The sequence below is a fragment of the Mucilaginibacter agri genome, assembly GCF_009928685.1.
Taxonomy (GTDB): domain Bacteria; phylum Bacteroidota; class Bacteroidia; order Sphingobacteriales; family Sphingobacteriaceae; genus Mucilaginibacter; species Mucilaginibacter agri.
In genome coordinates this window covers 72,435-95,886 of the sequence record NZ_WWEO01000041.1, presented here as the reverse complement: position 1 = coordinate 95,886, position 23,452 = coordinate 72,435, and the positions used below count along the sequence as shown (strand labels likewise).

Below are 23,452 nucleotides of genomic sequence, written 5' to 3'. Positions count from 1 at the left end.
CCCCATTCGGGAAGCCTTTTTTATTAAATCATAATGTTACGATTAGTGATGACCATGTCCATTGTCATGATGATCATCGTGACCATGGTTATTATGGCCATTGTTATTATGATTGTCATGACCATTATCATGTTTATCGTGACCATAGGCGTGGCCGTTATTACCATTCCAATGATTTTGGTAGCGCTGATCGTGGCTGTCGCGAATTACCGGCTGGCCGCGATGGCCTTTGTACTGCGCATATTTGGTACGATAAGTAGCCGAATGTAACCACGGGCTTGGCTCGTTAATTACCGCTTTGTAACCATTGTATACGTTATAGTTGCTGTAACGTGGCGGCAAAGCACTAGAGCGTGTCCACCTGCTGCCAGATAAATAAATGTATTGGTGGTTAGGCACATCGTAATAAGTGTCGATATCCGGCATGTAGTAGTACTCGGCATGATCATACCCTGTCGGGCCCCATGCTGGCTGGCTGCCAATGTTTAAACCAAGGCTAATACTTACCTGCGCATCTGCTAATTTAAAGCTGAGTGAGCTAATGAGCATCACTGCAAAAAAAATAATCTTTTTCATTTGAGTAGTCTGTTAGTTAAAGTTTCGATGTTGTGCCGGCGTTTATTTATTGGGGCTGCGGGCAGGTCCATCTTTATATAAATTTGGATGTATGACAATCAAATTCAGATATAGTTTAACAATTAACACGAAGGTGTTGTAACTACTTGATTACGAAAGTGGTTTTTTGAAAGAAATGCCGTGTTAATTGATGTTGATATGGCTTTGTAAATCAGCTTTTTAACATTTGTATATATTCCTTTCTACTGATGTCACGTGCTCCCATAGAGGTTAGGTGATCAGTATGCACTTGGCAATCAATTAGATTGTATAGGCCACTGGTGCAAAGGCTTATAAGAGCAGTTTTAGAAGCATTGCTCACCTTGCTAAACATACTTTCGCCACAAAAAACCTGGCCAACTGCAACGCCGTAAAGCCCGCCTACCAGGATATTATTTTCCCATACTTCGTAAGAGTGTGCGTGGCCTAGGCGGTGGAGATTGATGTAGGCCTCCTGCATTTCATAGGTTATCCAGGTTCCGTCCTGTCCTTCGCGTGGGGCTGCGGCACAGGCCCTGATCACGCTCTCGAAATCCAGATCTGTAGTAACAGTAAAGCGCCCGGAGTTTAAAACCTGGCGCATGCTTTTGGAGATCTTCAATTCGCCTGGAAATAGTACGAATCGCTCGTGAGGCGAGTACCAAAGGATAGGGGTATCATCGCTATACCAGGGGAAAATGCCATTATGATAGGCAAGCAAAAGGCGTTCTGGCGAGAGGTCGCCCTCTACAGCCAGAAGCCCGTCGTCTTCTGCCAATTCCGGATCCGGAAATACTAAACGTTCGTCGAGCCTGAAAATCATCAGGCGCAAATTTAGGAAGCCTTATGGCGGATCACTAATTTTTTATTTTGTGCTTTGGCAATATTATCAAGATACTGCTGTAATTCGTTGTATTTTGCTGCCGGTATCTGCTGGTTGGTTAAAGCAAAGGTAGTTGTGCTTAACACCTGATTTTTATCGGCGATGTATTTATAATTTACATCATATGAGCCATAGGTAAACTTGAGGCTCACGTTGGTTGGCAACGATTCTATTTCAAATCCTGCCGGTAGATCAATCGTAGTTGTGCAGATTTTTTGCATGGGGTGTTCGAAATAGAAATCTGCCCGGCGCTTATCAACAATCGGAATAGTGTAGCTCCAAAGGTCGAAGGCGCGCGGACGGTAGAATTGTTTGTCGCCGGCAGATACATCGCAAAAACGGTCGAACCCCAGCTCTATGTCTACTTCTTTAACATCCTCCTTGTTATCACTTATTTTAAAATCGAGCGTAGACGGCTGTTTCATGTGTAGCTGCTTGATCAGGAATTCTTTTTGCTGATCTGTTTTGGCAGATGCCATGTTTACATAAGTGTCACGATATTCGCCGGTGCTTAAAATTTTAATGTTCGCCTTGGCGCCTCCGTCGGCGTTTAGTGTTAAATGCACATCGCTGTTAAAAATATTGTTTTGCATGGTGCTGCGCGGTGTATTTACCAACTTGCCGCCATCTTCAGTAATTAACAGGGCTTTACGGTTTTCTGTAAAGGTTCCTAATTGTCCAAATGGTTGGGTGGTGCTTGTGCACTCCAGCCAGGTAGTGTCGCTCTTAAATGGTATGCACAGGATCACGTGATTAAAAGGGTCGTATGGAAATTTTTCATCAGCGGATTCTTTATTCACGCCTGCGTTAATAATAGCATAGTACGAAGGGATATTAACAGCTTTTAACAATGCATACATATAATTGCTGAGCGCCTTACAATCGCCGTATTTTTTTTGATCTACAAATGATGCCGGGAAGGGTTTAAGCCCTCCTATGCCGAGCTGTATGCTTACATACCGGGTATTCTGCTGCATGTATTTATATAAAAACTTCGCCTTTTCCTTATCTGTTTTAAGGTCGGCTGTCATTTTTCTGATTTCTTCAGCCCGTGCCTCGGGCAGCGTGCAAACATCATTATTCAATCCTTGTATCCATTTGCCAAAATTTAGCCATGTACTTATATCGCCCTGGCGGCCAAAAAAGTTAAATTGATTAGTAGCAAAGCTAATTGCCTTGTGTGTACGCCAGCCGGGTACATCGTCTTCTGGCTTTTCGGCTTTAATGTTTTTTGCCTGCCAAGAGTAGGTCTCTAACTCACCTTCAGCTTTTTTATCTACCGGCAGGTTTACATTTTTAGCGCTATATCTAAACCCTAATGCAGGGTTAACAGATACTTTGCAATAAGCGGTTTGTACAGCGGTCTCCGAATCCTGTATATCCCACGATGGCAGGTTTATAAAACTGCTCATGTCATATTCATAATTCACCTCAATTGTTGCTGGATAACTGGCAATATTATGTTTTATGGCCAAATACCTGTCATCTGTAACGATGGTCATATCGCTAACGGCCGATCTATCGTACATATCGCCTTTGCGGTACTTTTTGATAAGCTTGCCGTTGGCGTCGTAAATGTTCATTTCGATAGATTCTACAGAATTATATTTTCTTTCGTACGGTAAAACTAAAAGAGCTTCATCGTCAGCCTTGTCGTTTAAAACGGTTATTAGATGGTAGCGGCTGTATGTAGCTTTACCCGATGACTTAACCACAATTTCGTCGGATGAATACCTTAGAACAGCATTGGCATTTTCCTTTAGCGAATCGGGTATAGTAGATGCTTTGTATAAGTTTTTATCAATGTCCTTTGGCTGAGCAAACAGGGTGCCGCACAAAAACAGCAGCACTGTGCTAAAAAGCACAGTGCGATATGGTGTTTTAATAAACATAGTTTAAGACTTTTTCAGTACGATTTGTTCGTTCAATAACTCCTGCATTTTCTTGTAGAATTCGTGCAGTTGGTCATAATCTTCTTTAAAAAATACGGTTTTGGCATAGGCTAATTGATAGCTTACCCTAATCATCCCGTCTTGTTCAACAATAATGCGTTTGATGCTTATACTTTTATCCGGCATAACCATGCTTACACTTTTAGGCAACGCATCAGCTTTATAACCGGCGGGTATTTTGTACATCCCGGTTACCGAACAATTATTACGATAGCCAAAATCTATATCAGAATGTCGGTTCTCACTTAAGAAAGGATTGGTGTGCAGGGATGTAAAAATGTTCGGCGCAAAATAAATATAAGTACCGTCAGAGCCGGTAAGGTCGAGCTTAAAGTCAATATTCTGCGTCAACGGGATTGAATCGATTTCGAGTCCATCCATTTTTAAAGAGGAGATCTTTAAATTATTATCGTGGTCGGTAAGCGATTCCATGTATTTTTTCTCCCCATCGGTCTTATAATCCCGTACTGCCTTGATGCGGCTATAACTAGAGCTATTAATACTTGCCGTGCCGCTCATCTGGCCATCGGGCGTAATTTCGGCTTGAATATAAACCGAGCGATACGATGGTTTTGCTTTTTCTAAAAAGACAAGGTCATAAGCCGCTTTTTCTTTGTTAATGCAAAAGCCAAAGGAGTTAAGCAAATTATCTGGGGTTTCATTATAAACATTGTATTTACTGGTAGCATCCAATACATAATGTGTGGTGCTATCAATGGGTACGTAGGCAACAGTGCGGTTAAATTGATAGGTAAACGGAAATGCCGGGTTAACTTTGCCATGCGCCCTTGTGCTCACTACCATCGGGTAAACATCAACACCGGCTTGTTTAAGCAAGTGATAAAGAATGATGTTGATCTCGGTAGAGTTACCCGATTTTTTATCCCAGGCAGATCGCGTTCCTTCATTAGTGTACCAACGGTCTACATTGTTCCACTTTAAGGTATTTTTTACTTCGTTAAAAATGTAGCTTATTTTTTCATCCTGAGTTTTTAAAGTTTTGGCTTTGGCGATAATCGGTTCTTCGTTAGTAAGCTTTCTTTTTAGCTGTCCGCCAAAATCGTCATTATCAGCAAGTGCCTCGCCTACTTTCGGCCATGTATCAGCGTAGTTTTTAATAAAACCACCTGCCGGCGCGGTAATATTCACCAATTGGAAATAAATGCTTTGCAGGTTATCATTATCTGAGGTCATATAAGGTTCATCAGGTAAAGACGGGATATTTTCAAGAGCCCGCTCGTTCTTTACAACAGTGAATGTTAACGCATTTGTCCCGGTGCCTAGGGTACCGCTTGAGCTTGAGGGTTTATCTTTAACCCAGGGTTGCACCGTATGTATCTGTGTTTTAAAGGTAAAGATATCGGGGATGGCAGTATCCAACTCGCTATACTTTACAGGTATATGCGCCTGGAAAAACCAATCGGGTATGCCGTTATACGAACCTGTAACGGTACGGACATATTTATATTCGATTACCGAGCCCGCCTTTACATTCGGAAATGAAAACGTGTATTGATTCTCAGCCTTATCGATAATTTGATTAAATATTTGCTTTTTATCTACCTTGGTTATCTCTACTTTATCGCCTTCGAGATTAATGGTTTCTGCCTGTATATTGGTAACGTTTTCGTAATGATTACCACCGTAATAATCAATTTTAACGTTTGCCTGGTCTTTGCCATTTTCGTTAAATATTTTAACACGTTTGTGATATTCCAGAACGATATTAAAATCCTGATCGAAATAAAGGTCTCCTTTTTCGAAGAGTACCATGGCATTGGCGTCGGGTTCAAAAGAACAGGTTTTCAGCTCCAGATCGGCTTTGTCAATTTTTCCGTAAGGTTGAGTTGGTTTGACAACCTGAGCGGTTGCCGACAATTGGAGCACAGCGCAGCCAATTGCCAGAAGGGGGGTAAACAGTTTCATGGGTTTAATTAGTGAGGTTGAGAGGTTGAATTAATTGTTAGATTTTTTCTAAAACGATCTGCTCGTTTAGGTATTGGTACATGGTTTTATAGAACTCGTGTAATTGTGGATAATCTTCTTTAATGTAATAGGTTTTAGTGTGAGCTATAACGTAGCGAACGTTTATGATACCATCTTCTTCGGCAATAACACGTCTTAAAGAAATGCTTTTGTCGGGCATTTCCAGGCTGCCGCTTTTAGGGAAAGCGCTCACTTTATAGCCTGCCGGAATTTTGTACTGACCCGCAAGGCTCAATTTATCGAGGTGCCCAAAATCTATTATCGTACTTCTGCTTTCACTTAGCAGGGGATTGTTATGTAACGATGTGAAAATGTTAGGGCTGAAATATATGTAGTGCTCATCTGAGCCAGCCAAATCGAGGTTAAAGTTTATGTTTTGTGTAAGCGGAAGAGAGTCTATGCCAAGGTTTTCTAATTTTAAAGAAGATATCTTCAAATTATTATCATGTTGGGCAAGCTCCTCTATATATTTTTTTTCACCGTCGGCCTTATAAGCCTGTAAGGCATTAATGCGACTGTAACTGTAATTGTTAACACTGGCAACACCGGTCATTTGCCCGTCTGCTTTAATTTGGGCATTAACGTAAACCGAGGTTACAGAGGGGTTAAGCTTTTCTAAATAAACAAGATTATAATCTGCCTTTTGCTTGTCAATACATAAGCCATAAGAGTTGAGCAACTCTTCTGGTATTTCGTTAAATAAATTGTACTTGTTTGTGGCGTCTAATACGTAGTGCTTAGCGCTGTCAACAGGTAGGTAAACAACCGCGCGGTTAAACTGATAAATAAACGGAAATGCGGGGTTAACCTTGCCATGCTCGCGTGTGCTGGCTACCATAGGATATACATCAATGCCAACCTTCTTAAGCAAATGGTAAAGTATCAAATTAACTTCGGCCGAGTTGCCCGACTTTTTATCCCAGGCAGCACGCGTACCATCGTTGGTATACCATCGGTCTACATTATTCCATTTAAGGTTGTTTTTTACTTCATTGAAAATGTAGTTTACTTTTTCGTCCAGAGACTTAAATGTTTTGGCCTTATTTATAATAGTTTCTTCGTTGGTTAGATATCGGTTCAACTGCCCGCCGAAGTCTTCATAATTAGCAAAAGTCTTGCCCACTTTGGTCCAGGTATCGTCATACGTATTTGTATTATTAACCGATGGAGCCACGGCTATTAGTTGAAAATGGATGCTTTGCAGATTATCTGCTTCGGATGTCATGTAGGGCTCTTTACGCAGTGAGGGCACGTTCTCCAATGCCCTTTCTTCGACAAGATCATTATATAAAACCGTCTTAGTCTTATACTTCGCCCATGGCAACGAAGTATGCACATGGGTGTTAAATGTGAAAATGCTCGGTATATTCGTATCCAGTTCGCTATACCTTACCGGTATATACGATTGGAAATACCACTCGGGCATACCAACAAATGAGTATATGGTACGCGTATATTTATACTCAATTATCGACCCTGGTTTTACATTTGGGAACGAAAAAGTGTATTGGCTTTGTACTTTATCTATTGCCTGTAAAAAAACTTGTTTCTTATCAACTTTGGTGATCTCCGGCTTGCCGCCATTAAGGTTAATGGTTTCGGCCTGAATTTCATTAATGTTTTCGTATCTGTTACCCCCGTTGAAATCAATTTTAACATTGGCCTGGTCTTTACCATGCTCGTTGAAGATTTTAACTCGTTTGTGGTATTCTAATACAATGTTAAGATGGCTGTCAAAATACAGGTTTCCTTTCTCAAACAAAACCATGGCGTTGGCGTCGGGCTCAAAATCACATTTTTGAAGTTCCAGATCTGCAATTTCTACTTTTCCGAAAGGTAAAGGTGTGTTTGGGGTTTGTGCAAATACGGGCAGTTGGAGCATGGTGCAACCAAGTGCAATTAGGGGGGCAAATAATCTCATAGTCCAATTGATAGGGTTTGGGCGTACGAATGTAGCTAAATAATTGCTTTTGCAAAAAATGGGCTTTATGTAGTCTAGTAAGGTTGCTGTACGCACACAGGAAATGTGTTACTGACTCGTTTGCAGATTTTGATCAAAAATTTTTTTGACAGAAAATGAATTAATTGTAGGTGATTAAAATTTCAACCAGGGAAATTTTTGGCGATGAGAATACCAGAAACTTCCTGTTGTTAACTTTTAGGGTTTTCCTCAGCCAAATGTGACGCGGCTGAAATGGGCTTAAAAATGTATAAATCTGTGCGTATAATGGTGAAGTGCTAACAAATATGCAATCGATAGCAGAATATTACAATAAATGTTTGGATGACGGTATTTTTAATCCTACATTTCTTTTACCAATTGGTGATTAACCCAACAACCTTCATTTTTTATGATAAAAGATACTGTAAATGTTAACGGTAAGGCCAAAGCGGGCAACACTTACGATGCCATTGTAATAGGCTCGGGTATAAGCGGCGGATGGGCTGCCAAAGAGCTTACCGAAAAAGGCTTAAAAACTATTATGCTGGAGCGTGGCCGAAATTACGAGCACCTTAAAGATTATAAAACTGCTACCAAAGATCCCTGGGAGTTTGAGCACAGGGGCAGTATAACGCAGGAGCAGAGAAAACAACATCCAATCATTGCACGGGGCTGGGGCGCTGCCGAGCAAATTATTGATAAATGGGCTAACGACGTTGACGCCCCTTATACCGAAATAAAACCTTTTAATTGGTGGCGCTCTTACCAACTGGGCGGCCGCTCGCAATTATGGGGACGGCAGAGTTACCGTTGGAGTGACCTGGATTTTGAGGCAAACGCCAAAGATGGCTGGGCGATAGACTGGCCTATTCGCTACGCCGACCTGGCACCATGGTATGATTATGTAGAGAAATTTGCCGGAATTAGTGGTTCGAGGGAAGGCTTACCGCAGCTACCGGACGGCCATTATCTCCCACCCATGCAAATGAACGTGGTGGAGAAAGATGTAGCCCGCCGCATTCAGGAAAAATATAAAGGCAACCGCCACATGATCATTGGTCGCACAGCTAATTTAACGCAAGCAATACCCGGTCGTACGGCATGTCAATTTAGAAACCGCTGCTGGGAGGGATGTCCGTTTGGCGGGTATTTCAGTACACAATCGTCTACCTTGCCGGCGGCTGTAGCTACAGGTAATTTAACGGTGAGGCCGTTCTCTATTGTTACCAAAATATTGTACGATAAGAATACGCAAAAAGCCACCGGCGTTGAGGTATTGGATGCAGAAACGAACCAAACCTATGAATACCATGCTAAGATCGTTTTTGTAAATGCTTCGGCTTTAAATAGTGCCTGGGTGTTAATGAATTCGGCAACTGATGTATGGGAAGGCGGCTTGGGTAGCAGTAGCGGCGAATTGGGGCATAATGTGATGGATCATCATTATAATCTTGGCGCCGCAGGCGTGGCAGAGGGTTTTGAAGACAAGTACGTTTACGGTCGCCGGGCTAACGGAATCTACATACCCCGCTTTACCAACCTTTTTGGCGACAAGCGAGATTATTTGCGGGGCTTCGGTTACCAGGGAAGCGCTAACCGTGATGGATGGAGTCGCGATGTTGCCGAAATGGAGTTTGGTGCTGGCTATAAAGAGGCTTTAATAGAACCAGGCCAATGGAGTTTCGGGATGACCGGTTTCGGCGAGTTATTGCCTTATCATGAAAATAAGATCAGCCTGGATAAAAATCGTAAAGATAAATGGGGACTTCCTGTTTTGGCTATGGATGCCGAGATTAAAGATAATGAGCAAAAGATGCGGGTTGACATTATAGCCGAGGCCAAAGCCATGTTGGAAAGTGCAGGTATTAAAGACGTGCGCACCTGGAACAACGGCCATAACATAGGCGACGGCATCCACGAGATGGGCACCGCGCGTATGGGCCGTGACCCTAAGACTTCGGTACTTAACGCGCATAACCAGGTTTGGGATGCCAAAAATGTTTTTGTAACCGATGGCGCCGCCATGACATCGTCTGCCTGCCAAAACCCATCGTTAACTTATATGGCGCTAACTGCACGCGCAGCCGATTTTGCGGTTAGTGAACTTAAAAAAGGTAACATTTAATCAACAGAAACCATGAACAGAAGAGATGCAATTACCCGTGTAGCCTTATTAATGGGCGGTACTGTTATTGGTGCCGACCTTTTTTTAAGCGGATGTAAAACCAAAGAAGATAAAGTTGAAGACTTGTTTGCAACGGACGATGCCAATTTTTTTAACGAAGTAGGCAATACCATTATCCCCGACACCAATACTCCCGGCGCTAAGGCCGCCAACGTTGGTGGCTTTATGGCGGTAATGGTGCAGGACTGTTATTCGCCAGACGATCAGAAGATATTTTTAACCGCCAAAGAAAAGATCAACAAAGAAGCTCAAAAACAATTTGGCAAAGATTTTATGGCCTGCGATGTGCCGCAACGTACCAAAGTGTTAAACCAACTCGATAACGAGCAAAAGGAATATAATAAAACAAAAGAGAAGACAGCACCCAACCATTATTTTAAAATGGTGAAGGAGTTAACTCTATTGGGTTACTTTACTTCGAAGATTGGCTGTACCGAAGCATTACGCTATGTAGCCATCCCGGGGAAATATGAGGGCGATGTGCCTTATAAAAAAGGCGACAGAGCCTGGGCTACGAGGTAGCATTGTAAAATGTGTCTTTGCGAGGTACGAAATAATCTTGTAATATATCATCGATAACGTACGACGAGATTGCTTCGTACCTCGCAATGACATAAAGGATCGATCATTCTTGCTTTTAATTCCCTCCGCAATATTTAAAAATAAAAGAATCGGCACGGCTGCTGCCAATGTTTCGGATAAAGTTCCAATCTTCGCACGCACCAGATTGATCGCCTTGCTTTAATTTCTGGCCGGCTTGCTCCAGCATATCACTAATAAAGTCGTCGTCATAGCCAAGCTGCTTTTTAAGCACCAATATCTGGCCCTCTTTGGCAGGGTCGGCCTTACCTGCTTGCTTGTTTTTGTAGTAATTAGTAACCGCGTTTTGCAGTTCCTGCTGGGCTTTATAATTGTTGATGGCCAGTGTAATACTTGCTTCGGTTACGTTAATGCAGCGGGTATTATCCGGAACAAAACGTATAGGGATAATGACAGAAGTAGTTGGGTTATAACCAAGAGGTAAAGTCCATTTACCCGATGTCAATTTAACCACACGTATGGCCTCATCATCCAAATCTATACCCGGACCATCTACCACAGTAGCATTGTTTACGTTACCTGCCGAATCAATTTTAAAACTTACTTTAATGGTGGCGGGTATACAGTTCTGCCGGGAGTATTCGGGATAAACGATATTGTTTGTCAGGAATTGGTTAAACGCTTCTGTTCCACCTTTAAAGCTGGGCTGCGCATAACTTTTTACTGATAGCAATGCACAAAATAGAAGTGATAATAATACCCGCAACCGCATGATGATCAATTGTATAATAAATATACAACGATTTTATCGGATGATAGTTGTTGGCGGTATCTGTAAAATAATATCCGGGTCGGGGATGTTGACCTCGAGGCTTTCTTTTTGGGAGAATTTGCCAACACCGGGGTAATCGCCGCGCATATCTCCAATGTCAAACATCAGTTGAAAATGCAGGTGAGGCGGCCAGCTGCCGTTTTCGTCGGCATGTCCAAGCGAGCCTATCTTTTGGCCCGATTGGATGTTGTCGCCAACTTGAAGCGCTGTTAAGCTCGTGCGGCTTAAATGTCCGTACAGCGAATATAAGGTTAAGCCATCCAGATCGTGTTGCAGGATGATGGTAGGGCCATAATCACCGAAATGATTATTGTCCTGAAAACTGTGGATCTTTCCAGCCAACGGCGCAAAAACCGAAGTGCCTGACGGACCCCAGATGTCGACACCTAAATGTAAAGTGCGGGGTTCATCGTAATTGTCGAACAAGGCACTGCGTCTGTAAATGGTGCGGTTTTCCATATAACCGCCAATGCCAAAACGAGCGTTATGCTGCAATAACTGTGCATTAACCCACTTGCCGAATTTTTCGGTATCGGTAACGTCGTCGAGGTTCAATTGCTTGTTGGCGGCCGTAAAATCCAGCTGAAAAAAATGGTCGGTGGCCGCATTATACTCCACCACCTTGCTTAAAGCATTGGGATGCTCACTAATATAGCTGCGGAGTTGCAGAGCCTTGTCCATCGTAATTATTCGCTGTCTGTATCCGGCTGGCGATCTTCTTTGCTAATTTTGTCGAATATTTTGTCCATACGTTCAACGTATTCGCTGGTATCATCAACAAAGAATTCTAATTGGGGTACAATTCGGGCCTGGTCCTTAATGCGGGCACCCAATTTGTAGCGGATCTCTGAGGCGTGCTGTTTAATAGTTGCCAGAGATTGTTGCGTATTGGCGTTGTTAAAAAAGCTCAGAAACACACGTGCAATGGCCAGGTCGGGTGTAACGCGTACTTTGGTAATGGTAACCAGCGTATTGGGTAGATAGTTCATGCCCTCGCGCTGAAATATAGCGGCCAGATCTTCTTGTATTACTCCGGCAAATTTTTGTTGGCGTTTTGATTCCATGTGTTTATAATGGTTAGGGGAGGATAAGGTTATTTAAGAAGTTAAAAGTTAAAAAGTTAAAAGATGAAAGCATTTTGTCTTTCATCCTTACACCTTTACTTGCTTTCACCCTTAATTACACATGTCCTGTGGTATTTCTTTAGTAATCTTAATTAGCTTCTTTACAATGAGGGTGCTGTCTAATTCGGCGCCCAGGCCTTCTTTGCCCGATTTTACCTTTACACCTTCTACTTCAACATAAACCGGTACGTAAGGTTTTTCGATATTCATTTGCGAATATTTCAATTCCAATTGGGCCGACTCGTCGGTTACCCAAAACTCATGACCATTATCGTCGCAATCTTTAAATGATTTCGAATCGGGGCCAAAACTATATAAGCCCTTGTATACTGTATTGTCGCCATTATTGTGCTTGTTACCGCACGAGCAAATGAAAACAATAACTGCAAGCGTAAAATATTTGATCAGCCTTAACTGCATTCGGCAAATTTATAAATCCTGTTTAAATTCATTTAGTCCTTTAACACTTAGCCGGGCGCTTATGCCCGATGCTATTACCGCAATGCCCGCAACAGTTAAAAATACCAATATAAAATCGGATATTTTAAACTCAACCGGGTAAGCGCTTACAACCGTGAGGCCGCTCCCCATGCCAATAAAGCCATATTTTTGCTGCAGCAGGCCAATAACCAGGCCCGTAAGCATGCCACCTATGCAGCCCACCAGAGAAATCATCATCCCCTCGTAAAAAAATATGCCTTGTATTAATAGAGGCTTTGCGCCCAGGCTGTTTAATATAGCAATATCCTTTTTCTTATCAATAACCAACATGGTTAGCGAGCCGATAATATTAAATATAGCAATTACCAGAACAAAGCTCAGTATTAAAAATACCGCCCATTTTTCGGAATGCAACAGCTTATACAGTAACGTATTTTGCTCGTAGCGGTTTTTAATACTGTATTTATCTGTACCGATCCTGTCTTTAACGTCGTTTTCGGCCTTATTAATATCTGTGCCCGGCTTAAAATTAAGTTCGATGGCAGATACCTGTGTAGGTTGATCGAGTAAATTGCGCATAAACTCTATCGGCACAATCACCATGTCGTCAAAATCCTGCTGAACGGTAAATATGCCCGAAGGATATACATAACGCACCGTAAACTCATCGGCAGGGTTAATACTGTTTATAGCTGCCTTCCGGCTTGGCGAATAAACCTGCAGCGGACTAAGCGGATCGTTCACATTTACACCCAAACTGCCTTGTATGGTTGCGCCCAAAACGGCCGCAGGCTGATTGAATACATTTAAGGTAAATGAACCTTTGATAATAGTACTATCTAAGCGCGGATTCTTTAAGAAATCGGTGCTAACGCCCTTCATTGTGGCAATTACCTGTCGGTCGTTATAGCGAAGCAAGGCACGCTCTTGTAATACCTGGGTATAAGAAAATAGCTTTGGATCTTTACGAAGGCTATTGAAAGCAGCGCTGTTAGCATCAAACGTTTTACCCAGTTTAGGTTCTATCTTAAGCTCGGGCGTGAAGTTATCATAGAGCGACAAGATCACATGCTCCAGCCCGTTAAACACAGACAAAATGAGTACAAGCGCGGCACTGCCAATAAACACTCCAAGCATCGAGATACCCGAAATGATATTAATGGCATGCATCTTTTTTACAGAAAAAAGATAACGCTTGGCTATGTAGATAGAAGTGTTCAAGCGCAGCCCCCTAACCCCCTAAAGGGGGAACTTATGCCTTTTACTCCCCCTTTAGGGGGCTGGGGGGCTCTAAAAGAACGGATTAGTTTCTTTCTCATAACCTATTGTTGTTTCGGGGCCGTGGCCTGGATATACGGTGCAATCGTTGGGCAAGGTAAAAAGTTTTTCTTTGATGTTTTTGATCAACTGCTGATGATTGCCTCCAGGAAGATCGGTACGGCCGATACTGTTACGGAACAACACATCTCCTCCGATAACTATGTTGGCGGCTTTATCATAAAAACAAAGGTGCGCGGGCGAATGTCCCGGTGCAAAGATCAGCTCGAGTGTGGTGTTGCCGAATTTTATCTCTCCGCTTTCTGGCAAATAAGTATCCGGCTTTGGCGAAAGCTCGTACCTGATCCCAGATTGCTGCGCCCATACAGGCATGGCATCCATCACAAATTGCTCACCTTGATGAAATTGTGGCTTTAAACCGTACTGATCGAATACGAACTTATTACCTAATATATGATCGATGTGGCAATGGGTGTTAAGCAGCATAACAGGCTTAAGGTTATTATCCTTAATAAAGTTAACTACCGCGTTTTGCTCGGCACCGGTATCCATACCCGGATCAATGATCACACACTCACCCGTTTCGTCGTAGAGTAGATAGGTGTTTTCCTGGTATGGGTTATTGGTAAATGATTTTACTGTAGACATGGTCTTATATTATAGTGTCATTGCGAGGTACGAAGCAATCTCGTCGGTACTTATTCGATATACACAGCTACGAGGTTGCTTCGTACCTCGCAATGAGAATTTTTATTAGTTTACTTTTTCCACTTAAAGCTTTTGATCATTACATCAACATCCTTCTTTACAAAATCCAGCACAGGTTGAATGGAATCCAGGCGTGGTTCTGAGTTAAAGTAAAGAGCGCCGCGCAGGTAATGCTGTGTGCTATCGGTTAAGTAAAACTGTGCCGATGATGCCGCGTTACCATCGATGGTGTAATAGATGCCATAAACCTTGCGGTCGGGAAAGCGGATAACGCCTTCATCAATAGATGTAGCTTTAACCGTGTGTTTAAAAGCAAACGTGCGGGCATCTTCCACCAATTCGTTAAATATCTTTTTAGATGTAACCGGCTGATAGCTTAAATGTAAAGTGCCCTTAAAACCCGGGAACTGCATGTTTAACCAGCAGGGTTTTGCGCCTCGCGCCATATCCGGCTCCAGTTTGGCGTAAACGGGGTATTCAAAGCTGATGGGGCATCCTCCGGTGTATTCCTGATACTCGTGCTTGGGGAATACGATTCTGTAAAAGCCTCGGGGCTTGGGTGCATAGTCGTGGTTGTTGCCACAGGCAGCTATAAACAACACTGCAATACATAATAGTTTGATGCCTACGGATGCAGTGCTTTTGAATTCCATATTTCCCATGATTTTTCTGCCTGCAATACTAACATTTCGTAGCCATTTTTTATGGCTGCACCCTGATCTATTCCTTTTTTTAAGAACAGGGTGGTTGGCGGGTTGTAAATAAGGTCGTATAATAAGTGCTCCTGGCCGATGAACTCGTATGGTATCGGTGGACAAACGTCCACATCGGGGCTGGTGCCCAGTGGTGTGGTATTAATAATTAATTTATGCGATTCTATAATTTCGGCTGTAAGGTCTTGGTATAAGGTGCAGCCGGGCGTAGGCTTGCGTACCACCGTAATAAATGGTATGTCGAGTTTCCGTAAAACAAACTTTACCGCTTTGGCGGCGCCACCGTCGCCTAATATTAATGCCTTGTTATGTGCCGGTTTAAGCAATGGCTTTAGCGATGTTTCGAAACCATATGCATCCGTATTAAAACCTTCTAGCATAAAGTTTTTTCCCTCGATACCCACTTCGCCGGTAAGAGCCGCGGTAACCGGACTTTCAGCCGAAATGCGGATACAATTTACTGCACCTATCTCTTTTGCCTCAACGCTCATCCAGTCCATGTATTTAATTACATCAACCTTGTGCGGTATGGTTACGTTAAGGCCGCACAGATTAGGATGCTTATCTAAAAGTGCGTCGAAATCGTCTATAGATTGTAATGGATGCACGTCGTATCTAACGCCATCAATTTTGTCGTGAGCAAATTTATCGGTGAAAAATTGCTGCGAGAACGAATGAGAAAGGGGGTAGCCTATAATCCCGTATGTTTTCATATCAGTAGCGTTTAGCCTGGTCGTATAGCGGGTAAATATAAAGGTTTGATACCAATCTCCCGAATACGAACGAATTACAGGAGTTTAAAGGCATGAACTATGCCAATTGTGAGGAAAGCTAAATTACACGAATTCTGCTTGAAGCAAAATTCGTGTAGCGGCTATAGATCAGTAATAATTACTGTTGATTAAGAAAATGATCGAACGTATCGCTTCTGATACCTAAGCGCAAAGTTTCTAGTGGAATCACATCTGCAGTAGCAATATTGCCCAGGTTTACGTTAGCACCTAAAAGTTTGATAAACCAAACCTGTTGCGCTTTTTGCGGAGCCTCCCAGATAATGGTGTCCTGCGGAATTTTGGTAAGGATCTCATCAACCAAACCCTGGCGCACTTCGCCCGAATCGCGGTAGATGCCCACATTTCCGCTTTCGCGTGCTTCTGCAATTACTTTCCAAGAGCCGGCTGCCAGTTCGGCCTCCATTAACTGGATCCATTTATATGGTGCGAAGATTTTGGTAACGTCTTTAGAACCCACCTCAGAAATTACGGTGAAGTTTTTAGCCAGTTTGGCAATGTATTCACATTTCAGACCGTGATCTATCGTGATAGAACCGTCGGATACTTCGCAATGCTCCATCTGGTAACGATCGAGCGTGCGGCAATACTCGTCATATTGGCCACGCACCAAAAACGCCTCGAACAAGGTACCGCCAAAATAAACAGGGATGCCGGCATCGCGATAAAGCTTCAGTTTTGCATCAAGGTTAGGCGTAACGTACGATGTTGCCCATCCTAATTTAACAATGTCGGTGTAAGCACCGCTTACCTCAATAAAATCTTCAACCTGGCGTAAGCTAAGCCCTTTATCCATCATCATGGTCATTCCGCTGCTCCTTGGTTTCGCTGTCCGTTCGGGTAAGTTATCTAAATGGTAATTCATTGTTAAATTATGGTTATAAGCTATAACTAAAAGTACTATCGGCGCAAAGGTCACAAAAAAAACCAAACCGTAAAACTGGTTTGGTTTTTTCTAAGTCATTATAACTTTATTTCATATAGCGGGCAATGATATCCACTATAATCTTGTTTTTTTGCAGCTGAGGCAAATAATCAAACAAAATATAGTGTTTCTCAGGGTCGGCTGTTAAGGCCATTTCGAGATGAGCCAATGCCTCATTGTATTCGCCTTTGGCAAATAAGTAAGCAACCATACGATAATACAACTCGGCCGATTCCGGGTTGTTCTTAATAGCCTGCGACATCACTTCAATAGCATCAACCAAACGCTCCTGCTCATACATGATAGACGAGTAGTCGAGCCAGGCATCAACATCAAGCGGATTTAATTCAACCACTTTTTCGTATGCTTCTTCGGCTTTGGCCATATTGCCTAATTTATACTCGGCATCTGCAATGGCAAACCAGTAATCGGCATTAAGCGCATCTATATCCAGTGCTTTTTTGTAAAAGTGCAGCGCTTCGAAGTAACGCTCTTCAAAATCTAAGGTTACACCGATACCAAACCAGGCATCTGCCAATTTAGGATCCAGCCTAACTGATTTCTTGTAGAACGAACGCGCCTCGTCCATTTGCTCCAGTTTCTCATAGCATTCGCCAATTGCGCAATAGGTGTCGCCGTTTGGTTGTTCGTATTCGAAAGTCTGGCGGTATACTTCAATAGCTTCCGCAAATTTTTCGAGGTTAACCAATGCATTGCCTTTATTAAAGTAAGCCGATGCAAAGCTGTCCTTAATTAATATGGCATAATCGTAAGCATCGATAGCTTTCTCAAACAGGCCGAGCTTGGTGTAGGCGTTGCCCAGGTTATACCATGCTGCGTAGCTGTAAGGCTCATTATCAATGTACTGCATGTAAAACTGCACGCTCTCTTGCTGGTTGTCCATTACATCGTAACAGAAAGCCAGCTCATACAGCGCATCCTGGTTTTCCATATTGTATTCCAGGCAGCGTTTCAAGTACGATATTGCATCTTCATAGTCGCCCATGCTTTGGTAAACGTACGCTATATGCAGCAGAATGTCATCCTTCTCCTCGGCCATATCAAGGGCCTTTTCATAGTTCTCCAGCGCTTCTGCAAAACGCTCCATATTTTCATACAGGTTACCCCGTATAATGTAAATGTCAGCTTCAGAAGCTTCCAGCATTTCTGCTTTATCAAGGGCACTAAATGCCTCAGACATGCGGTTGGTTACTACTAAAAGCTGTGCTTGTTTTATTAAAAACACTGCCGCGAAGGGGTGCTGGTTGCGGGCGTATTCTACTACCTGTAAAGCCTTTGCCGGATCGTTCTTCTCTATGTAATAATCAATAATATTTTCAAAGGCCTGTGCATCGAAAAAGTACTGATCTTGGTTGCGGATCATTTCCTCGTATCTTTCAACGGAAAACTTAGGATCCTCGGTAAAACCGAATTCAAATTCTTCTTCCATCCGATAGGTTTTTTATACTAAGACTGGTAATATCAGCAAAAGTGACATCTTCTTTCACTTTTCGTCAATTAAATTACAATAATAAGACCCTTATAAAACAATTAAGTTTTCAACATATAAACGTTTTCAACACACGCTTTTCGTAAATGATTGATATTAAGTTCCTATTTATTGCGTTGTAACTTTTAAGCAAACAGTTATAGGATGCCTGTGTGAGATGTTTACCTTTGGAGAAAATTTTTGTTATGGTCGATATTGCAGCTGTACTCCATCATTTTAATATTAACGCTATAAACCCTGCTTTTAGTACTGGTGCCCATTGGGGCAGCAGTGAAGGGGCTTTTGTTAAAGAAATTATTTCGCCGGTTGACGGTAAAAAGATAGCAGCTGTGCAAATGGCAACAGAGGCCGATTACGATGCCGTAGCTGATAAAGCAACTGAAGCATTTAAGCAATGGCGTACCCTGCCAGCACCAAAGCGTGGCGAAATTGTACGCCAAATAGGAGTTGCTTTGCGCGAAAATAAAGACGAACTGGGCAAACTGGTTTCGTACGAAATGGGCAAAAGCCTGCAAGAGGGTTGGGGCGAAGTACAGGAAATGATCGATATCTGCGATTTTGCTGTAGGGTTAAGCCGTCAGTTGTATGGATCGACCATGCAATCGGAACGCGCTAACCACCGTATGTATGATCAATACCACCCGCTGGGAGTTGTTGGTATTATTTCAGCATTTAACTTTCCGGTTGCAGTTTGGAGCTGGAACAGTATGTTGAGCTGGGTATGTGGTAACGTGTGCGTTTGGAAACCATCAGAAAAAACACCTTTAACCGCAATTGCCTGCCAGTACATTGTACAACAGGTGTTTGCTAAAAATAATATTGCCGAAGGCGTATCGTGCCTGGTTATCGGAGATCGCAACATCGGCGAGCGACTGGCAGCCGATTCACGCATCGCTCTGGTATCTGCAACGGGCTCAACCCGCATGGGTAAAGCCGTAGCCGTTACCGTGGCCCAACGGTTGGGAAAATACCTGTTAGAGCTCGGCGGCAACAATGCCGTAATTGTCAGCGAGCACGCTAACGATGAGATTGCTTTGGTTGGCGCGGTGTTCGGTGCTGTGGGTACAGCCGGGCAACGTTGCACCTCAACACGCAGATTAATTATCCACGAAAGCAAGTATGAGGCTTTGAAACAAAAGTTGGCAAGTGCTTATGCTCAGATCCGCATAGGCAACCCGCTTGATGAGCATAACCACATGGGTCCGCTGATTGATCACGATTCTGTTAACACTTATTTGGCGGCGATTGAAGCTTGCAAAGCCCAGGGCGGTAAATTTATCGTAGAAGGCGGTGTGTTGGAAGGCGAAGCTTATGCATCGGGTTGTTATGTGAAGCCTTGCATTGCAGAGGTAGAGAATCACTTCGATATTGTACAGCACGAAACTTTTGCTCCGATACTCTACCTTATTAAGTATAAAACCATTGATGAGGCTATCGCACTCCAAAACGGTGTGCCTCAGGGTTTGTCATCATCTGTAATTACTAATAATTTACGGGAGGCTGAACAATTTTTATCATTTGCGGGTTCTGATTGCGGGATAGCTAATGTAAACATTGGAACGTCGGGTGCCGAAATTGGGGGGGCTTTTGGTGGCGAGAAAGAGACTGGCGGAGGCCGCGAATCGGGTTCTGATGCCTGGAAATCGTATATGCGCCGTCAAACCAATACCATTAACTACTCTGCCAATTTACCATTGGCCCAGGGTATAAAATTTGATCTGTAGACCATATATTGCTGTTATTTTAATGAATGTTTTTTTTGCGCGTGTTGCCGGTTATGTTATTTGTTTAAGCTTATTAACTTCCTTTTCTTCCGATGCACAAGACCGGGCTACCGATGCTCCGGTGCCCAACAATTGGTTTACACTCGATGCTAAAGCCGATGGCTATTATGGTATTAGCCTTAACCAAGCCTACCAGTTTTTAAAAGGCAAAAAAAGTAAAACGGTTGTTGTAACCACAATAGATAGCGGCATTGATACCGCCCAAAAAGATCTGCAATCCGTTTTATGGGTTAACCCTAAAGAAAAGCCCGGTAACGGCAAAGATGACGACAATAACGGCTATGTTGACGATATACACGGCTGGAACTTTTTAGGCGGACCGGAGAACAAATGCGATTGTAAGGAAACATCCGAAGAAGTACGCGAGTACGAGCGCCTGAAGCCTAAATACATTAATGCTACGGCGACCACCGCTACCGATAAAAAGGAATATACCTATTGGCTGCACGTGAAGCATCTGCGCGATTCGACAGTAGACAAGGCCAGCAGCGAGCTTAAACAGCTTACCCCAATAATGAGCGCCCTGGTTGAAACCAGCGGTATCATTAAAAAGGCACTGAAACTTAAAGCCGACCAAAGTTTTACGTTGGAGGATTTGAACCGCGTACACGCCACTAATGACACGCTGAAAGATGTTAAGTTTTTGTGGAATGCCACACTTTCCGCTGCCGGCGACAAAGCGACCAGTGTTAAGATTTTAAAAGACTACTCTGAATACATCGCCAAACTGAACAATGACATTAGCCCTGATCTGGATATGCGCAAACGCACGGTAGGAGATAATCCCGATGTGCTTAGAGATAAACCTTACGGCAACAATATTTTAAAGTCCGACCAATCCTTCCACGGCACCATGGTGGCGGGTTTTATAGGCGCTGTACGCGATAATGGGTATGGTATTAATGGGGTGGCCGACAATGTACGCATCATGTCCGTAGTGGCTTCGCCTGATGGTGATGAGTATGATAAGGACGTAGCCAACGCTATTTATTATGCTGTTAACAATGGCGCCAAGATCATCAACATGAGCTTCGGCAAAAAACTATCTCCGCATAAGGATTGGGTTGACGCCGCCATAAAATATGCCGGTGCGCACGATGTGCTGCTAGTGCTGGCATCAGGCAACGACAGCCAGAATGTTGACGACGTGCCCGACTATCCAAACGATACTTTCTTAGATGGCTCGGCCACTGATGCAGATTACCTCATCAACGTAGGCGCATCGGGTATGAAAGCCGACGATGCCTTGGCGGCCGACTTTACCAACTATGGTAAAAAGAATGTTGATTTATTTGCACCTGGTGTACAAGTAACTTCGGTAACCATCAACGCCGAAACACAGACCGAAGATGGCACCAGCTTTTCATCACCCATTACGGCAGGTATAGCCGCGCTGGTATTAGAATACTATCCCGACCTAAGTGCCCGCCAGTTAAAGCAGGTGTTGATGCAATCGGCACACCCGTTAACGGGCATGATGGTTAACAAGCCGGGCACCAAAGAGAAAGTTGATTTTGCCACCCTATGTAAAAGCGGCGGTATAGTAAACGCTTACGAAGCGGTGCAGATAGCCTCGAAAATGAAGGGCGAGCGCAAGTAGGACTGATGCCTTATTTTCATGTTGTGGTGGATCGTGGATCGGATCGACCACGTCGTCCGCGGGAATCCGACGTAAAAGTCATTATTTTGCTCGAAAATGGGGTTGTCTAACTGATAGTCAAATTGATGAATCGATGACTTTTAAGTCATTAAAACCAGCTACTCGTCCACTTTTACCTACTTAAAAGTATTTTTGCTGCCATGCTGATGTCAGCAAAAAGCCCTTGGCTACTTCAAGCGTGCCGGTTTGTGGCTTACTCTCGCTACCGCAGGTTTTCAACCAATGGTTAACATGTGGTAAGGTTTCACCTTACGTAAGCTGGAAGCTTACAGTAGATATTGTCACAAGTTACGCTGTGCTAAACTTGCGACAGCGTGTGTTGCTATCGGGAAGGCCTTTAAAGCTCCCTAAGTTTATAAAAGTAAATAACATAGGATTGACTGATGAAATTGAAGGTAGTGTAAGCAGGTGCCCCAATGGCCGGGATTTTGTCTTGATTAAAGGTGGCGGTAATTTCAGCTTTTATCCGGTCTTCAATCTTTTCAAACATACGCAGGGTTATAGGAGAGGTCTGCTGGGTTGAAAATGTCATATCCAGTACGCTACCATCTTGTTTAAAATGTATGATCAGGCCTACATAATTCTGAGCGTCAGCGGCTAGCCGCTGAAAAACCGACGGCTCAATTTCCTCCTTAAAAATATTGTTTAAAGCGGCATTGTTTATTTTCACACCTAAAAGTACCGGATCTACATAATCGAGCCGGTTGCTTTTCATGCGCTGCTCACTTGTTTTATTTTGAGTATTCGCAATGGATACCAGTGGCCTGTTTGATGGAAAATCTCTTGTCTTGACAATGTAGGTGTGACTTGCACCCTTCATTGTTCCAGCCGAATAAATTTGCTGAGCATGCGTGGCGGAAGCTATAGCTATAAATAGAATGGTTAATATCGTTTTCATTTTTAGTCTCTCCACGTAATATGTATAAACCCTTCCCCAATTTCCCGTGGGAGGAAACTGTTTTGCAGCCTCAATCAATTAACCCTCAAATACTTATATTTTATCTTTCCTTCATCAACCCTGCGGCTTGTAATTAGGGTATCCTGGGTGAGTTTCTCTAAAAGAAGATCATCGGTATACGTTTTAAATTTAATATAAAGCTTCCCGTTTTTTATGCTGAAGGAAGCTGGAAAATTGGAACTGGGAACAGAGTTGGTAAAGAAACTACTATCGGCGTTAAATACGGAGATACCGGCTTCAACTGATGTTACGGGGTGCCATTTAAAATCTCCACCTAAAGAATATCCTGCAAAATATTCGATATGATTCCAGGTGCCAATAATGTTATTTGAAGGTGGTTGTTCGATATGAATTTCTTCTGCCGGCTTGTTTTTCTTACATGCCGATAAGAAAAATAGGCATAAAACTACAATTAGCAGGGCCGCTGTCGTGGTAATTTTCATGATAATAGGTTTGGTAAATTGGTAGGCAATTATACGGTAAAATTCAGTAAATCTGCAATTTGGCACCAGGATAGATGTGAGAAGCCTTATTATAAAGAGTAGAAGATCCCTCGCTATCGCTCGGGATGACAAAATTAAAATAGGTAACTATAAAGACTCGCAAAAAACTGTGTATAAATAAAAAGCCCCCCAGTCTTGCACCG

General features: G+C 43.0%; 21 protein-coding genes. 4 read left to right on the top strand and 17 right to left on the bottom strand.

Annotation, left to right across the window (positions count from 1 at the left end; translation table 11 throughout):
* Positions 1–42 precede the first annotated feature (42 nt).
* From GSY63_RS07690 to GSY63_RS07670, 5 genes are all read right to left on the bottom strand, one after another.
* A complete protein-coding gene (locus tag GSY63_RS07690) occupies positions 43–576 on the bottom strand; it encodes a hypothetical protein (RefSeq protein WP_208094488.1) in 534 nt (177 codons plus the stop codon).
* 211 nt (positions 577–787) lie between these two features.
* Positions 788–1,417 (bottom strand): leucyl/phenylalanyl-tRNA--protein transferase, encoded by a 630-nt coding sequence (gene aat, locus GSY63_RS07685; protein ID WP_166585217.1) that lies wholly within the window; start codon positions 1,415–1,417, stop codon positions 788–790.
* Between the two features lie 11 nt (positions 1,418–1,428).
* On the bottom strand, positions 1,429–3,369 hold the full coding sequence (locus GSY63_RS07680) for a DUF3857 domain-containing protein (protein ID WP_166585216.1): 1,941 nt from the start codon (positions 3,367–3,369) through the stop codon (positions 1,429–1,431).
* Between the two features lie 3 nt (positions 3,370–3,372).
* Positions 3,373–5,355: a DUF3857 domain-containing protein gene (locus GSY63_RS07675; RefSeq protein ID WP_166585215.1), complete on the bottom strand. Its 1,983-nt coding sequence runs from the start codon at positions 5,353–5,355 to the stop codon at positions 3,373–3,375.
* Positions 5,356–5,392: 37 nt separating this feature from the next.
* On the bottom strand, positions 5,393–7,336 hold the full coding sequence (locus GSY63_RS07670) for a DUF3857 domain-containing protein (protein WP_166585214.1): 1,944 nt from the start codon (positions 7,334–7,336) through the stop codon (positions 5,393–5,395).
* A gap of 430 nt (positions 7,337–7,766) precedes the next feature.
* Between GSY63_RS07670 and GSY63_RS07665 the strand changes: the two genes are divergently transcribed.
* Both GSY63_RS07665 and GSY63_RS07660 read left to right on the top strand, forming a co-directional pair.
* Positions 7,767–9,482, top strand: coding sequence for a GMC oxidoreductase (locus tag GSY63_RS07665; protein ID WP_166585213.1), 1,716 nt, complete (start codon positions 7,767–7,769; stop codon positions 9,480–9,482).
* 12 nt (positions 9,483–9,494) lie between these two features.
* Positions 9,495–10,064 (top strand): gluconate 2-dehydrogenase subunit 3 family protein, encoded by a 570-nt coding sequence (locus GSY63_RS07660; protein ID WP_166585212.1) that lies wholly within the window; start codon positions 9,495–9,497, stop codon positions 10,062–10,064.
* Between the two features lie 115 nt (positions 10,065–10,179).
* On the opposite strand, the gene GSY63_RS07655 is transcribed toward GSY63_RS07660, so the two are convergent.
* The 10 genes from GSY63_RS07655 to GSY63_RS07610 all read right to left on the bottom strand — a co-directional run bounded on the left by GSY63_RS07655 (position 10,180) and on the right by GSY63_RS07610 (position 18,344).
* On the bottom strand, positions 10,180–10,815 hold the full coding sequence (locus tag GSY63_RS07655) for an energy transducer TonB (protein ID WP_166585211.1): 636 nt from the start codon (positions 10,813–10,815) through the stop codon (positions 10,180–10,182).
* A 72-nt stretch (positions 10,816–10,887) separates the two neighbouring features.
* The gene (locus GSY63_RS07650; protein WP_166585210.1) at positions 10,888–11,595 is read right to left on the bottom strand and encodes a peptidoglycan DD-metalloendopeptidase family protein; all 708 of its coding nucleotides are present in this window, start codon (positions 11,593–11,595) and stop codon (positions 10,888–10,890) included.
* Positions 11,596–11,600: 5 nt separating this feature from the next.
* Positions 11,601–11,978 (bottom strand): 30S ribosome-binding factor RbfA, encoded by a 378-nt coding sequence (rbfA, locus tag GSY63_RS07645; protein WP_166585209.1) that lies wholly within the window; start codon positions 11,976–11,978, stop codon positions 11,601–11,603.
* Positions 11,979–12,089: 111 nt separating this feature from the next.
* The gene (locus tag GSY63_RS07640; RefSeq protein ID WP_166585208.1) at positions 12,090–12,458 is read right to left on the bottom strand and encodes a hypothetical protein; all 369 of its coding nucleotides are present in this window, start codon (positions 12,456–12,458) and stop codon (positions 12,090–12,092) included.
* Between the two features lie 9 nt (positions 12,459–12,467).
* Positions 12,468–13,700 carry an ABC transporter permease gene (locus GSY63_RS07635; protein ID WP_166585207.1) on the bottom strand — a complete coding sequence of 411 codons (1,233 nt, stop codon included), beginning with the start codon at positions 13,698–13,700 and terminating at the stop codon, positions 12,468–12,470.
* Between the two features lie 69 nt (positions 13,701–13,769).
* Positions 13,770–14,405: an MBL fold metallo-hydrolase gene (locus tag GSY63_RS07630; protein ID WP_166585206.1), complete on the bottom strand. Its 636-nt coding sequence runs from the start codon at positions 14,403–14,405 to the stop codon at positions 13,770–13,772.
* Between the two features lie 110 nt (positions 14,406–14,515).
* The gene (gene gldD / locus GSY63_RS07625) at positions 14,516–15,118 is read right to left on the bottom strand and encodes a gliding motility lipoprotein GldD (RefSeq protein ID WP_166585205.1); all 603 of its coding nucleotides are present in this window, start codon (positions 15,116–15,118) and stop codon (positions 14,516–14,518) included.
* Complete coding sequence (locus GSY63_RS07620; RefSeq protein WP_166585204.1) at positions 15,091–15,891, bottom strand: shikimate dehydrogenase family protein; 801 nt, start codon at positions 15,889–15,891, stop codon at positions 15,091–15,093. The genes gldD and GSY63_RS07620 overlap by 28 nt, the downstream gene beginning before the upstream one ends.
* Before the next feature lie 178 nt (positions 15,892–16,069).
* Positions 16,070–16,834 carry a phosphosulfolactate synthase gene (locus GSY63_RS07615; protein ID WP_166585203.1) on the bottom strand — a complete coding sequence of 255 codons (765 nt, stop codon included), beginning with the start codon at positions 16,832–16,834 and terminating at the stop codon, positions 16,070–16,072.
* 106 nt (positions 16,835–16,940) lie between these two features.
* Positions 16,941–18,344, bottom strand: coding sequence for a tetratricopeptide repeat protein (locus tag GSY63_RS07610; RefSeq protein ID WP_166585202.1), 1,404 nt, complete (start codon positions 18,342–18,344; stop codon positions 16,941–16,943).
* Positions 18,345–18,589: 245 nt separating this feature from the next.
* On the opposite strand from GSY63_RS07610, the gene amaB reads away from it, so the two are divergent.
* Positions 18,590–20,128, top strand: a complete 1,539-nt coding sequence (gene amaB, locus GSY63_RS07605) for an L-piperidine-6-carboxylate dehydrogenase (RefSeq protein ID WP_166585201.1) — start codon at positions 18,590–18,592, stop codon at positions 20,126–20,128.
* Between the two features lie 22 nt (positions 20,129–20,150).
* Positions 20,151–21,788 (top strand): S8 family serine peptidase, encoded by a 1,638-nt coding sequence (locus tag GSY63_RS07600; protein WP_166585200.1) that lies wholly within the window; start codon positions 20,151–20,153, stop codon positions 21,786–21,788.
* Between the two features lie 397 nt (positions 21,789–22,185).
* On the opposite strand, the gene GSY63_RS07595 is transcribed toward GSY63_RS07600, so the two are convergent.
* Both GSY63_RS07595 and GSY63_RS07590 read right to left on the bottom strand, forming a co-directional pair.
* Positions 22,186–22,746 (bottom strand): hypothetical protein, encoded by a 561-nt coding sequence (locus GSY63_RS07595; RefSeq protein WP_166585199.1) that lies wholly within the window; start codon positions 22,744–22,746, stop codon positions 22,186–22,188.
* A 74-nt stretch (positions 22,747–22,820) separates the two neighbouring features.
* Positions 22,821–23,249 carry a hypothetical protein gene (locus GSY63_RS07590; RefSeq protein ID WP_166585198.1) on the bottom strand — a complete coding sequence of 143 codons (429 nt, stop codon included), beginning with the start codon at positions 23,247–23,249 and terminating at the stop codon, positions 22,821–22,823.
* Positions 23,250–23,452 lie beyond the last annotated feature (203 nt).